The organism is Vibrio sp. TRT 17S01, from assembly GCF_050113695.1.
GTDB lineage: Bacteria > Pseudomonadota > Gammaproteobacteria > Enterobacterales > Vibrionaceae > Vibrio.
In genome coordinates this window covers 661136-675068 of the sequence record NZ_JBNJOG010000001.1, presented here as the reverse complement: position 1 = coordinate 675068, position 13933 = coordinate 661136, and the positions used below count along the sequence as shown (strand labels likewise).

The 13933-nt window shown below is 42.9% G+C and carries 9 protein-coding genes; 4 read left to right on the top strand and 5 right to left on the bottom strand.

Translation table 11 applies throughout. The features are described from left to right. Window positions 1-34: 34 nt before the first annotated feature. Together ACQEXS_RS03070 and ACQEXS_RS03065 are read right to left on the bottom strand one after the other, a co-directional pair. Complete coding sequence (locus tag ACQEXS_RS03070) at window positions 35-1384, bottom strand: histidine kinase sensor domain-containing protein (RefSeq protein ID WP_427012828.1); 1350 nt, start codon at window positions 1382-1384, stop codon at window positions 35-37. A gap of 30 nt (window positions 1385-1414) precedes the next feature. Continuing rightward, on the bottom strand, window positions 1415-2080 hold the full coding sequence (locus ACQEXS_RS03065; RefSeq protein WP_427012827.1) for a response regulator transcription factor: 666 nt from the start codon (window positions 2078-2080) through the stop codon (window positions 1415-1417). Window positions 2081-2203: 123 nt separating this feature from the next. Between ACQEXS_RS03065 and ACQEXS_RS03060 the strand changes: the two genes are divergently transcribed. Together ACQEXS_RS03060 and ACQEXS_RS03055 are read left to right on the top strand one after the other, a co-directional pair. Next, window positions 2204-2725, top strand: coding sequence for a lipocalin family protein (locus tag ACQEXS_RS03060; RefSeq protein WP_427012795.1), 522 nt, complete (start codon window positions 2204-2206; stop codon window positions 2723-2725). 290 nt (window positions 2726-3015) lie between these two features. After that, a complete protein-coding gene (locus ACQEXS_RS03055) occupies window positions 3016-4113 on the top strand; it encodes an ElyC/SanA/YdcF family protein (RefSeq protein WP_427012794.1) in 1098 nt (365 codons plus the stop codon). A 196-nt stretch (window positions 4114-4309) separates the two neighbouring features. On the opposite strand, the gene ACQEXS_RS03050 is transcribed toward ACQEXS_RS03055, so the two are convergent. From ACQEXS_RS03050 to fdhF, 3 genes are all read right to left on the bottom strand, one after another. After that, the gene (locus ACQEXS_RS03050; RefSeq protein WP_427012793.1) at window positions 4310-6019 is read right to left on the bottom strand and encodes an RCC1 domain-containing protein; all 1710 of its coding nucleotides are present in this window, start codon (window positions 6017-6019) and stop codon (window positions 4310-4312) included. 2 nt (window positions 6020-6021) lie between these two features. After that, window positions 6022-7059, bottom strand: coding sequence for an OmpA family protein (locus ACQEXS_RS03045; RefSeq protein ID WP_427012792.1), 1038 nt, complete (start codon window positions 7057-7059; stop codon window positions 6022-6024). Window positions 7060-7525: 466 nt separating this feature from the next. Then, window positions 7526-11722 (bottom strand): formate dehydrogenase subunit alpha, encoded by a 4197-nt coding sequence (gene fdhF / locus ACQEXS_RS03040; protein WP_427012791.1) that lies wholly within the window; start codon window positions 11720-11722, stop codon window positions 7526-7528. A 492-nt stretch (window positions 11723-12214) separates the two neighbouring features. Here fdhF and ACQEXS_RS03035 point away from each other — a divergent pair, with 492 nt between their 5' ends. Both ACQEXS_RS03035 and ACQEXS_RS03030 read left to right on the top strand, forming a co-directional pair. Next, the gene (locus ACQEXS_RS03035; RefSeq protein ID WP_427012790.1) at window positions 12215-13207 is read left to right on the top strand and encodes a hypothetical protein; all 993 of its coding nucleotides are present in this window, start codon (window positions 12215-12217) and stop codon (window positions 13205-13207) included. Window positions 13208-13396: 189 nt separating this feature from the next. Continuing rightward, window positions 13397-13930 (top strand): dihydrofolate reductase family protein, encoded by a 534-nt coding sequence (locus ACQEXS_RS03030; protein ID WP_427012789.1) that lies wholly within the window; start codon window positions 13397-13399, stop codon window positions 13928-13930. Window positions 13931-13933: the final 3 nt, after the last annotated feature.

Here is a 13933-nt window from a genome sequence, read left to right as displayed (position 1 = left end):
TGTGTAAAAATATTACACAGATAGAAAGATCTTGTTACGCAATCGGAAAATGTAGCGTGATGACTAACCCACCCTCTTGACGGTTCGCGGCCGAGACAGCCCCATTCATAATGCTCATCGACTCCTTCACAATCGCAAGCCCGAGTCCATAACCTCCCGATTGCTTATCACGCGCAGATTCCAACCGAGTAAAAGGATTGAAGACACTCTCAAGACTGGCTTCATCAATACCAGAGCCGTTGTCACCGATTTCAAGTAACAGCCATTTTTGACCTTGGTTTTCTATTTGACGGATTGAAACATCAATTTGCGCAGCTTCACCTGCATATTTGATCGCATTGCTGATTAAGTTTTGCAGCACACGTTGTAATAAGCGCTCGTCCACAAAAATTTGTGGCACATGATCTGAGCCATGAAATGTAATGCTCTGTTTATCCCCTTTCGGTAATGCACATAAGGGTAATTGCTGCTTGACGGACTCTTGTAAGTCCACCATCACAAATTGCGCTTCATAGCGCGCATTCTCAAGTCGGCTGAACTCAAGAATTTCTGTCACTAAGGTTTCCATCTGATCGACTTCTCGTTCAACTCTGTCCAATAGATGAAAATGGGTTGAATCCGTCTGTTTGCGCAGCAGATGTAACGCGAGATTCTGTCTGGCGAGTGGCGTTCTTAGTTCATGTGACACGTCACGTATCAGTTGTCGCTGTTTTTGTGCCAAGTTATGAATTTCAGCAGTCATCTCGTCAAAATCTTGTGCTAGCTGATTAAATTCGCGCACGTTTGATTTCACCTCAGAAGCGACATTAATGTTGAAATTCCCTTTTGCTAACTGATGACTCGCTGCGCGTAAACGATCCAGAGGCTGTTTTAGCTTTCTCGCAATGATCACTGAAAATAGCACCAAGATGATCACCACAATCACCACTTTGCTGATCGCCAGATAAATCAAAAACTGGTGTGCTGGATGACGCTGTCGTGGTAATTGAATCACCAGAACATTGCCATGTTTCAACGGAATACCAATCAGCGGCTGACTGACTTCGTCATTTAACGGCCCATCCAATTCCCGCAAAAACCTGAGCTTAAATTCAAAGTGGGGATGCATCTTCCGGTTAGAGAGTGGCTGATTACTCGAATCAAGCACGAACAGGTAATAAGGCTGCTGATTGGCCCAGTTGGCGAGCTGCGCCATGTCCCCGCGTTCAACCAGCATCTCCGCTTTCTCCGCCAACTCGCGCATTTCAGCTTTCATCGTAGGCGGCACTTTTAACATACTGGTCATTAATGCCTTTTCAACCACACCTTGGAGCAAGACAATGCTGATGATGACCGCAGACAAGTAACTAAACAGCTGAAACGGCAAACCATCTTTACGCGTCATTATGGAAGCCGGAAGAAACCAAGACACAGGCTATGCTCCAATTCTTGGTTGGTAGGTGTAACCTTTGCCACGTACTGTTTTGATATGTAATTTAGACAACCCAGCTTCAACAAACTTACGGCGAATATTACTAATATGCATATCGAGATTACGGTCAAACGGACTCAGTTTTTTCTTAAGTACTTGGCTCTGTAAATCCGCTTTCGACACCACGATTCCTTCGTGGCGAACCATGTATTGCAGCAATTCCATTTCAGTGCCGGTTAACGGTAGCGATGACATATGCTCGGCATCTGGCGTTTGGCAATCATCAAAGGTTTTTCGCTGTTTCTCTAACCCGACGCGGCGCAATATGGCTTTAATGCGCACCAACAACTCCGGCACCTTGAATGGTTTGGTAATAAATTGATCCGCACCAGAATGCAGCCCTTCCAACATCGACGTTTCATCGTTGAGCGCGGTTAACATTAAGATTGGAGTAGCAAAGCGCTGACAAATTCGCTTCGCAACTTGCATCCCATTGAGCTTGGGTAACATGACATCCAGTAACACCAAATCCACTGGTTTTTTTTCGATATGGCTTAACGCACTTTCACCACAATGAACACAAGTTACGTGATAACCCTCTTCTACAAGGATTTCACTGAGCATTTCACAGATGAGAAGATCGTCATCAACAACAAGAATATGAGCCATTAGCATTTGAAGTAGGAATGGGAAGGATTCGCATTCTATATACACACCCACCTCAACACAACTCATATGCAGCGCTTAACGTATATAATTAACTTAAAGTTTTCATTTTATGAGGGTTCAATAATGATGAGAATATTTGTGCTCGTAACGTGGTTATTTTCTCTCACAGCTTGCATTAATGTGCCTGTGAACCTCTCCCCGGTAAAAGATTTTGATCTCGAACGCTATAGTGGTACTTGGTATGAGCTTGCGCGTTTAGATCATGACTTTGAAACAGGGCTATCTCACGTTCAAGCGCATTACACACTAAACGACGACAATACTGTCACGGTCATAAACCGTGGTTGGAATGAGCAAGAACAGCAATGGAAAGAAGCATTTGGGGTAGCAAAATCCGTCAAGCATCCCGACCTTGGCCACTTAAAGGTCTCTTTTTTTGGGCCATTTTATAGTAGTTACGTGGTGTTTTATCTTGAGCCTGATTATTCTGTTGCTTTGGTCAGTGGCTACAATCTCGACTATTTCTGGATTTTATCACGAAGCACTTCCCTACCAGCGTACAAATTTAGAAAGTATCTCCGCATTGCGCAGCAAGCCGGGATTGACACGTCAGCGCTTATTTTTCCATTTAGCGAAGCTAAATAACCTTACCGACACAGTTATTTCTTCAACATCTCCACTTTATCCAACAATAGACTATTAAGCTTGGAAGCATCACTGTACGCCTCAAAAGCGGCTACGCTTTGACCGCGACAGGCTAGAAATTCTAAATTTCATTACACTCGCTGTCTTATTTCCTGAACCAGTTGAACATTTTTAATCAACAATGAAATTCATTACATAATTTTGCGTGTCTATTCACGGAATTTATATTTGCCAGATTTCACACTGCCATGGATTTTAACCATAAGTCTGAAAACAGACAGGATTATCCAATGAACAAGCACATCCTCGCCGTTACATTAAGCAGCATTATTGCGCTTTCTGCTGCCCCTACTTTTGCAGATACTCAAACTAATTCCGCCGTCCAATCCAGCGTTGAATATGGCCAGTTACTGACAAAACGTCAGGTTGTCGACCAGTTATTAGCTGACGCAGTGAAAGCGTTTAAATCTCCTGCGCGTATTTCTCATGCTGGCTTTACCGCTAAAATGCCAAGCAATATGGAAATAGTGACTCAACGCCTGTTAGAAGCTTATGAAATTGAGCCTTACCGTACGGATTTACTTATCTCCGCAGCGAATGCTCAAATTTACAATAAGAATGTCGATCAAGCCGTTCAACTTTTCGAGCAAGCATTAACTGTGGCGCCTGAAGATACCGATTTGCATGCTTATCTTTCGGTGTGGAAGCGTTTCCAAGGAAAAACAGGTGAGTCAGAGAAGCACCTGAAAAAGCTAGGAATGTTAGATAAAGGTAAGTCACAAGATATTCAACGTATCTTCGATACCATCGACCGGATCTTAAAAGCGCCTTTAAAATCCGTCGCTGAGAAAAAGCTGACCAACCAAGATGCGATTGTCACTTTAGGTTACGCGTTAAATCCAGATGGCAGCATGCATGAAATCTTGATCAAACGCCTCGAAACCACATTGGCTATGGCAAAAGCGAACCCAACCGCTCTGATCGTATTAACTGGCGGTGTTCCGAAGAACCATAAAACAGAAGGCAAGTTGATGGCAGATTGGTTGATCCAAAACGGTGTAAGCAAAAACCGCATCATTGAAGAAAACTATGCCACCAGCACGGTAGACAATGCCTTATTCAGTAGCTATGCCCTCGCTCGCCATAACGTCAAACACGCCACGATCATCAGCTCAGCAAGTCATGTTAGACGCGGGCAAACCTTGTTTGAAATCGCAAGCTGGCAAACTGGTCCAAGAGACATCACGTTTGATACCGTCGCGTACCCCGATAAGCCATTAGCGGATCTTGCTACCGCAAGTGACAAAGAACTACTGGGCATATATCGCGACGCCCTCCGAACTTACGGCATGCGAAGCTACCGCTCTTATCCACTAGATGCGAGATAAGAAATATAAAAAACCGCGCAAATGCGCGGTTTTTTTATAAGTTTCCTTTAAAGAGACGTACAATCGATACTTGTTTCTACATCACACTAAAATGTTATAAACAAATTTTAACATGAGTTAATAGAATTGCTTATAACGTGGCTCTATAAATTATCGTCCGTTAAATACTTAGCTAAAAATTCGCACAAGTAACACATCATAAAGAAGACTCCAATAGGAGATCGATAGGGTCCAATTCTGACAACTCAGTAGGACGCCACCAATTTCCACCTTCTACCAACACAGATTTGTCCTTAAATTGAGTCATGAATTGGAAGTAGGAAGTGTATGTATTCTCAACCTCCGTATTTACAGAAGGAGAATATTCTCCCCACCCGCCCTTCGTTCCTTCATCGGTAAGCGCTAGAAAAGACTTCCATGCTGGTTTTACTGAAGTAATGTCATTGTTTACAAGTGTACTAGTTCGCTGATTAATATCACCACCGTCAGGCGCACTACCCCACGCAATTACAGTCCCATCATCAATTAATGCTGTAAACGCGCCACTATCATACGAAGAACCTGTCGATAATTTTGTTGCATAGACTTCTTTTACATTGGCGATGGAAGGAACAGGTGGTACAGCTCCCCAACTTACTACCTCTCCGTTCTTCTTTAACGCAGTAAAAGCTTTAGGAATTGCGACAATATTAGATACACCACTACTAAAATCTACTGAGCTACTATCACCGCCATAAGGAGCATTACCCCAAGTTACAACGCTGTCATCCTGTTTTATAGCGGCAAAAGCAAATCGACTAGCAATGATTGTTTTCACTCCGCCACCACTTAAAAAATCTACGCTAGAAGAGTCTGAGCCTGTCCCTTCCCCATTTGAAGGATAATCGAGTTTGGAGTAGCCCCAAGTAACAACTGAACCATCATTTTTCAACGCCGCAAATGCAACTTCATTAGCAAATATATCTTTGATATTGCTGTTATCGGTAGTAGTGATACTGCCTACGTCTGTATTACCCCATGAGTACACTTTTCCATCTTTTCGCAGTGCCGTAAAAGAATAATCGCCAGCCACAACCTTCGTTATGTCATACAACTCAGCTTCAATAGATGCTGGGACGATTCCTCCATATGAATCCGAACCAAACGTAACAACCTCACCTGTGGACTTTAACGCTGCTGCTGCTCCTCTGTTGCCTACAACGGATATGACATCCGCATCTATTCCTGTAACACCGTGGGAACTGATATATGGACCCGAATAAATTAACTTCCCAGCCTCCGTAATAGCATAGTTATACCATTCCCATGCAGAACCAATTGTTACAAACTTATCTTCAATATCTAATTGATCGCCACCATGATTGTTGTCATAGACACCAAGTCGAACTATGTCACCAGTATTCAGTAAAGCCCAAAACCCACCATATGTTCCAACGGCATCAACTAAGAATCTACGCTTATATATGTTGTATTCAGAAGCACTGTAGACTTGACCATTCGGGGAAGCCGCCTGAGCGGATAGTTTAATTTTAGCCCCGACCTCTGAGTCTAGAATCGAGATCTGGTCAGCTTCAACTTCACGATCTTTAACTAACACACCATCTACTGTGATCGAATCACCAAAAATACTATTGCCATTCGAATCAATTACCCATTGATAGACAGTTTTTGACGGGTCACAGTTTTCACAAACTGAAATAGCAGAAATTGTATTGCCTGATGTTAAATCAGAAGATTTAGCTAAACGAGTAATTAATGGGGGATTACTATAAGTTTCATTCCCACCTGAATTATCTTCATTTATTTGTTTTTGAGACGGCAACCCACTATTTTCACCACCACAACCAAATAACACAGTGGATAATCCAAGTAACATAAAACGAGCTTGTTTTGACTTCACTACCATCTTTATTGCTCCTCAGTCTGTTGAACCAAAGATTCCATTGTGTGTATTTCTACACGGCGATTTTGCGCTCGTCCTTCAGCAGTAGAATTGGTCGAAACTGGAAAACGTTCACCTACCCCTTCTGCAACAATATGGCTAGCAGATACACCTTCTGATTCTAGGTAACGCTTAACGGCTTCTGCGCGCGACTGAGATAGCTTCAAGTTGTAGTCTTCAGCTCCCAAAGAGTCAGTATGTCCGGTGATCTTCACTCGAATATCTGGATAACGGTTAAGGTGCTCTAATATAGGAACTAGTTGAGTTTTAGCGAATGGCGTTAGTACAGAAGAATCAAATTCGAAAAGAGAAGAACCATCTTTCGCTTTGATCGTAGTCATGACAGGTTTTGAAGGCGTTTTTGTCTCTGTCTTTTTTTCAACAGCTGTAATTACAGGCGGTTGAGCAGAGTCTTTACCAAATATATATGTGAGGCCAAGAGTGGTAAAGTTTACATCTGAGCCACCGGTGTCATTGTCTCCAACATTATCAAACCACTGATATTCAAGTCGTGCGCTTAATGCTTGGCTTATTTGGTATTCTATTCCAGCACCGAGCATCAAAGATACGCCGTCATCGCTCTCTTCAACTAAGCTGCCTATTTCTTGTCCTGTTTTATCCGCCTTCCAACCTAATGCGCCAACTTTTCCAAATAGATCCCATGCAGAGCTTATTGAATAATCAGCTTTTAATCCCAGCTCTACCCCTTGAACCTCTGCTTCATAAGGCGCATCGATAAGACTATTATCCAATGCAGGGTATACGGCTTTCGCTTTACCAAAATAATCGTATCCCCCCTCCAAAGATAACCAATTATTAAATTGGTACCCCAGAAGAACACCTGCTCCAATTGCATCTCTGTCACAACTAGTTTCATGGGCTTCACAACCATGAGCAAAATAGCTCCAACCGACTTTACTTCCTATATATAAACCCTCTTCATCAGATGCATATCCATTTAAAGGAAGAGTACATAAACAAAAAAAAGTGAGATAAACACGCATAAACACCTCAACAAAACGACAACAAACAATATAAAAACAAGTAACAAGCCATTGCTACTCTAATAATAAAAGTCCATAACTTTATGCTTCGGATAATAATAGAATTAAGAATTGCTCACAATTAATTAAGAAGCAATATAAACAAGAAAAAAATAATGCTCCTATAATAAATTATTATATTCATATTTTAAGTTACAAAATAACTTGAAAATCAATGTATTATAAACTAATACCAAGGTGGTACTTTTAAAATAAAAACAAATACAAAAACACTTTGATGTACATATTAAAACATCATTTCTATTTTATTTGTTACGTTTATAGAAAATAATCACCATGCTATAAAACCATCTTTATGAATAATAGAATCATTTAAAATTTTGAATAAAACATTATGTATATGAACAATTATAAAAAAACGCCGAAATCGGCGCTTTTTTTATATTATCTAAGTTGAGCTAAACAATCATACAGGTTCCGAGACTAACGGCTCCACTTTGACTGCTGCGACTTTGAATTCTGGGATTTTTGCATGTGGATCCGTCGCTGTTGTCGTCAACCTATTGACTGGTGACTCAACAAAATGGAACGGAATAAAAATAACCCCTTTCTGCATTCGCTTGGTCACAAACGCAGCGATTTCAATTTCCCCACGTCGGGTTGATACGCGTAGCATCTGACCGTTATTGATGCCGAGTGCTTCTGCATCTGCGACACTGATCATTGCTCTTGGCCCGGCAAGGTTATTCAGCCCTTGAGTTTTACGCGTCATGGTACCAGTGTGGAATTGCTCCAATACTCGACCCGTGGTTAGAACAAGTGGGTATTCCTCATCAGGAAGTTCAGCGGCATAACGGAATGGAATCGCCTCCATCTGCCCTCGCCCACGAGTAAACTGGGTTCGGTGCATGATGCGCGTTCCTTCAGGATTGTTTTTGTTACTTGGCCACTGCACACCATCAATCGTAATGTTTTCCCAACGTAGGCCACCGTATTGTGGAGTTACTCGTGCAATTTCATTGGTAATTTCTGAAACATGTTTGTAGTGCCAGTCACTGCCCATCGCAACCGCAATTGATTGGATGATCCGCCAATCTTCTCTCGCCTCACCAGGTGGATTTACAGCGGGGTTAACACGCTGAACGCGGCGCTCTGTATTAGTAAAGTGGCCAGATTTTTCTGCAAACGAGCAAGATGGTAAAACAACATCCGCATATTGCGCCGTTTCAGTCAGGAAGATATCTTGCACCACCAAGAAATCTAATGCTTCCAATCCTTCAATGACGTGAGCTTGGTTAGGATCACTCAATACTGGGTTTTCACCCATCACGTACAAACCACGAACATCACGCTTGCACGCCGCATCGATGATTTCAGTTAAAGTTAGACCTGATTCGGCAGGCAAGTCAGGCGCATCCCACTCCATCGCAAACTTTTGGCGAATAAGTGGGTTATACACTTTCTGATAACCCGGATAGTTATTTGGCAATGCCCCCATATCACACGCGCCCTGTACATTGGATTGACCGCGAAGTGGGTTAATACCACCACCTTCAATACCAATGTTGCCACACAGCAATTGCAGATTTGCAATCGAACGCACGTTGTCATGCCCCGTGGTATGTTGGGTTATGCCCATGGAGTAATACACGGCGGTGCGCTCGGCGGTACCTATCATGCGCGCCATGGCAAAAATATCTTCGGCTTTAACGCCAGTCACCAACTCGACTTTTTCCAATGAATAATTCGGTGACATCACTTCTTGCAGCAAGGTATCAAAGCCATCAACACGCTCTTCGATATAATCTTGGTCGTACCAACCATTTTTGATGATCTGTTGCATTACACCGTTGAGCAGCATCACATCCGTACCGGGTCTGTGCGCCATATAAAGCTCGGCATGATCTGCAATATCAATCCGTTTAGGGTCTGCAACGATCAAACGCGCACCATGATGACGCACTGCTTGTTTAATATGTGAACCGATGATGGGATGAGCGGCAGTCGTATCTGACCCAATGATAAAAATGACATCCGAATGTTTGATGCTTGGAATATCATTGGTCATCGCTCCACTACCTAATGACGCTTCTAATCCTGTTACGGTAGATGCGTGACATAGACGTGCGCAGTGGTCAACGTTATTGGTGCCAAGTTCACGACGAATAAATTTCTGGAACGCATAGTTGTCTTCATTTGTCGTTTTGGCTGATGAAAAACCGGCTAATGCATTGCCGCCGAAACCTTGTTTAATTGCAGTAAACTTTTCTGCAATCAAACCAATCGCCTCATCCCAACTGGCTGGTTGCAACCAACCATCTTTTCGAATTAGCGGCGTGGTGAGACGAGCATCACTACCAATAAAGTCAAAACCAAAGCGCCCTTTCACACACAGCATGCCTTCATTAACTGGTGAGTCTGCGCCTTTCACATAACGAATTCGATTATCTTGATCATCCACATACATGGTGAGTTTGCAGCCCACACCACAATAGGTACATATCGTATCGACGGCTTTTAAGTGTTCTATACGACCTTGCGCTCTGTCGCGCGCATCGGTAATTGCCCCCGTTGGACAAACCTGTACACACGCACCACATTGAACACAGTTGGAGTCACCCATTAAGGTCCCATTGGCGCCAAAGTTAGGACGACATTCCGGACGAGATGCTGGGCGACCATTTTTATCGGTCATAAAGCTTAAGATGCCATGCACCGATTGATCGCGACAAGCCTGAACACACTGCCCACAGCTGATGCAGCGGTTAGCGTCAAATACGATAAACTCTGAGCTGCGGTCAATTTCAAACTTCTGACGTGTTTCTTTACTGCGATGCGCTTGCCAATACTCGTTGGACTGAATTTCAACTGCGTGATTGAAACTTTGCTCAGCGCCGTATTCCGTGGAATAGTCACGCAAATCACAGGCAGTATTCGCTTGGCAACCACACTCTAAACAGCGGGCCGCTTCTGCCATGGCTTCTTCATTATCAAAACCAAGCTCAACCTCAGCAAAGCTTTGCGCTCTTTGCTCTGGCGTAAGCTCAGGCATAATTTTGCGTTTGATTTTCTGAATGTTTTCAAATTGGATAGGATCAAGCTGCTTTAGCTTTTTCTCTTTGCGCGCATTGAAAGGTGTGACTGGAATATTTTCCATGTCACCATTAAAGAATCGGTCGATGGCACCAGCCACAATACGGCCATCACCGACAGCTTCTACTGCGGTAGCTGGACCACGACGAAAATCACCAATGCTAAAGATGTTTCCGACACCACTGTGCATGGTATCTGGGTTAACGTCTGCGGTATTCCACCGAGTCAGTGGGATCTCTAATGCTTCATTCTTCATAAAGCTGAGATCAGGCTTTTGTGAAACTGCAGCAATGACGGTATCAAACGCTTCAGTAAAAAATTCACCAGTGGCCTGAGGGCTACGGCGACCAGACGCGTCCGCAGGACCAAGCTTCATGCGTTCTAAACGCACCTTTTTTACTCGGCCATGTTCGTCTGCAATGTTTTCGACAGGATTAGTCAAGAAGTGGAACTTCACACCTTCGTGTTCCGCTTCTTCAATCTCGTAATCTTCAGCGGGCATCTCATCGCGCGTACGACGATAGATCAATGTCGTATCTGCACCATCTCTGACAGCGGTTCTGGCACAGTCGATTGCTGTGTTACCACCACCAATAATGGCCACTTTCTTACCTGTGACATAGTGATGTTCGGTCACATAGTCTTTTAGGTAATCCACACCAAGATAGCAACCTTCTAAATCACTACCGGTATAGTGCATTTCAACCGCTTTTGAAGCGCCGACAGCAAGACAAACGGCATCGTAATCTTCACTCAAACTAGACAGTGTAAAATCGACACCCAGCTTTTTGTTACACTCAACAGTCATGCCATTGCGGCACATCAGTTCAATTTCTTTATCAAGAATGCTTTTCGGCAAACGATACTCAGGAATACCGTAGCGTAGCCAACCGCCTGCTTCTGGCATCGACTCAAATACCGTGACATTGTAACCTTCGTTAGATAGATAATAACCTGCCGTCAAGCCACCCGGTCCGCTACCGATAACAGCGATTCGCTTCCCTTTATCGGCTTTTTTCGGTGGGATATAACTCTCTTGCATCGCGAGATCAGCATCAGCGGCATGACGTTTTAGCTGACGAATGGCGATGGAGTCATCCACTAAACCTCGCCGACATTCAGACTCGCAAAATGCAGGGCAAACACGACCAATAGAAAGCGGCATCGGCAAGGTACGCTTAATGACTTCTATCGCTTTCTGATGATCGTTTTGAGCAATGTGATAAAGATAAGACTGAATATCAACGCCAGCCGGACACGCGGTTTTACACGGCGCTTCGCAGTCAGCATAGTGGTCAGTCATGATACGATTCAACGCTTTTCGCCTGCGCTCACTCAAGGCTTCTGATTGTGTAATGACACTCAAGCCACTGTAGACTTGCAGCTCACACGAACGTTGGATGCCCCCGCTTTCCACTTCGACAACACATAAATCACACGGCACTTTATCGGCCGTTTTATTTAGTCCACACAACGACGGTATTTCAACACCACAGACCTTGGCCGCTTCCAGTAACGTCTGGCCTTCTTCGATGATTCTGTATTTACCATCTATAACTATCTGAACCATTTCTTCCTCGCAAACTGGTCGGAACAGCACACGCGCAAACGTTGTCAGTTATTGTTTTGTCGTTATATGTTACTAACAACACCAAACATGCACCGTTCTTTAGAGTTACACCCTTATAACCATAGTAAAATAAGGGAAATTTACGTGTGACATTACCCTCAGTATCCATAACTTGTCTAGGGTTAAATTTGCGATTATGTCGTGTCGGACAAAGTTAGTGATAAAGAAATCACCACATATATGAACACACTGGAAGCTAAACCATTAACAAAATATGTTTGCTTTGAAGATCTCGCTCAGGGAAGCGTTTTGTGATTCTAGAATGGAATGTGCAAACTATTTGATTAAATAAATACCAATCTTTCTCCACTCCCCCACTAGATCATAAACCAAACCTTTTGTGCGGCAACGGTCACTATTTCTTCATCAATTTGGGCAAAGTGCCACCATCATGCCAACACTTATCAGATCTTTATACTCGGAGAACTCATAATGAAAACGACGTCGGTAGCTATAGTAATAAGTGTATTATTTCTCTCAGCTTGTGGCAGCTCAGACAAACTCACTGTATTTGATGGGCTTACCTATACAGCACAAAATGATGGAGGATTTAACGATCCAATAAGACTTTATCCCTTACAAACCACTCAAATTAGTCTAGATGGGCAACTCACCTACAATATCGGGGATATCTGCTATGTCGATAAAAATCGCTCCCCAATGACTTCAATATGTTTTACGGAAGAAGAAAGTAATAAAGTCCTCGACTCAAAAGTCATTAAACATTCGTATAGTGTTTCAAATGAATCGGCTAAATCCTCAAGCTCCCTTCCAGACATTAGGAACTTGGCATCAAGTCTTAGTAATGCCATAGATCGAGCAACATTAGCCATCGCCACATGTTCGGATAGTCAGTGCTTGGCTTCTGTGACTAAAGATGAATCCATCAAAGATGCTTCTACGCAATTCAGAAATGCCTTAAACCAAAAAAATGTCACGGTTTATAACTGGAGCGACACGATTGCAGGCTCAGCTTCTGCCGCAAATGACAACATCAAAGCAAGCAGTAAATCCTCTGATAACGGTTTTACTGTTGTTTCTGGCTTTGATGTTTACAACTTACAACTTAAATGCATCCATAAAGATCGTATAAAATCTAAAAAGTCACATTATCTAAAAGTGGTTACCAAACTAAAGTCAGCTGAAAGTATCTCCTTTGTAAACACCCAATCTAAGCTAGCTCAGTTCAATGCGACTATCGATGCAGCAAAACTAAGAAACAAAACGCCAGCTTACTTGCAAGAGCTTGCTAAACTTGAGCTGGCAGTTGGGTCTGCAAGTACGTTATCAACCATGGGCAGCTATGAGACTAACGGACCGAGCATTGTCGAAAAACCAACCACAACTAAATCAGTCTATTTCGCTGTTCTTACCGATTTGGATGATTTAAAAGACTATTACCCTGCCTGCTCCGAAGAAAAATAAGACCCAAATCTGTGCCCGTATAATCGGGCACCATTTTTATCATTGAATATTGCCTCACTCACTCCTGCTTTATGTGACTCAGTCCAATTCCCACAAAAACTTTCCAGTCATTTTGGAAAAAGCGATATTCTAGCGCGTGTTGTCGCGTGCTCTGGCTCGTATACGTTTCCACAATAATAAGGTTAATAAATGAAAAATATCGTATATATCGCAACCAGCTTGGATGGCTATATCGCTGGCGAAAACAATCAAATGGACTGGCTGCATGACGTACCAAACCCTGATGGTTCGGATTTTGGCTTTGCAGACTTTATGAATAGTGTCGATGCACTGATCATGGGAAGAAATACCTTTCAGATGGTATTAAGCTTTGGTGTTGCGTGGCCTTACAACAAGCCGGTGTTTTTATTAACTAATACGCTAAAAACAGTACCTGAAGGTTATGAAGACAAAGTCTTTTTAATCAACGGCGAATTAAAGACCGTTGTCGACCGTTTGAACCAGCAAGGTTACCAATCCCTATATATTGATGGTGGAAAAACGGTTCAAAGCTTCCTTAAGGAAGATTTGATTGATGAAATGATCATTACCACTATTCCCACCATCCTTGGTAAAGGTATTCCTTTGTTTGGCGAGCTAGCTGCTCCACTGAAATTCAAACATGTTCACACAGAACGACTCGCCGACCACTTGGTTAAAAACCACTACATCCGCTTACGATAAATG

Excerpts from the sequence above, each read along its gene's own strand:
- ACQEXS_RS03030 (WP_427012789.1), top strand. The coding sequence starts at position 13,397 with ATGAAAAATATCGTATATATCGCAACCAGCTTGGATGGCTATATCGCT.
- ACQEXS_RS03070 (WP_427012828.1), bottom strand. The coding sequence starts at position 1,384 with ATGACGCGTAAAGATGGTTTGCCGTTTCAGCTGTTTAGTTACTTGTCT.
- ACQEXS_RS03045 (WP_427012792.1), bottom strand. The coding sequence starts at position 7,059 with ATGCGTGTTTATCTCACTTTTTTTTGTTTATGTACTCTTCCTTTAAAT.
- ACQEXS_RS03055 (WP_427012794.1), top strand. The coding sequence starts at position 3,016 with ATGAACAAGCACATCCTCGCCGTTACATTAAGCAGCATTATTGCGCTT.
- fdhF (WP_427012791.1), bottom strand. The coding sequence starts at position 11,722 with ATGGTTCAGATAGTTATAGATGGTAAATACAGAATCATCGAAGAAGGC.
- ACQEXS_RS03035 (WP_427012790.1), top strand. The coding sequence starts at position 12,215 with ATGAAAACGACGTCGGTAGCTATAGTAATAAGTGTATTATTTCTCTCA.
- ACQEXS_RS03065 (WP_427012827.1), bottom strand. The coding sequence starts at position 2,080 with ATGGCTCATATTCTTGTTGTTGATGACGATCTTCTCATCTGTGAAATG.
- ACQEXS_RS03050 (WP_427012793.1), bottom strand. The coding sequence starts at position 6,019 with ATGGTAGTGAAGTCAAAACAAGCTCGTTTTATGTTACTTGGATTATCC.
- ACQEXS_RS03060 (WP_427012795.1), top strand. The coding sequence starts at position 2,204 with ATGATGAGAATATTTGTGCTCGTAACGTGGTTATTTTCTCTCACAGCT.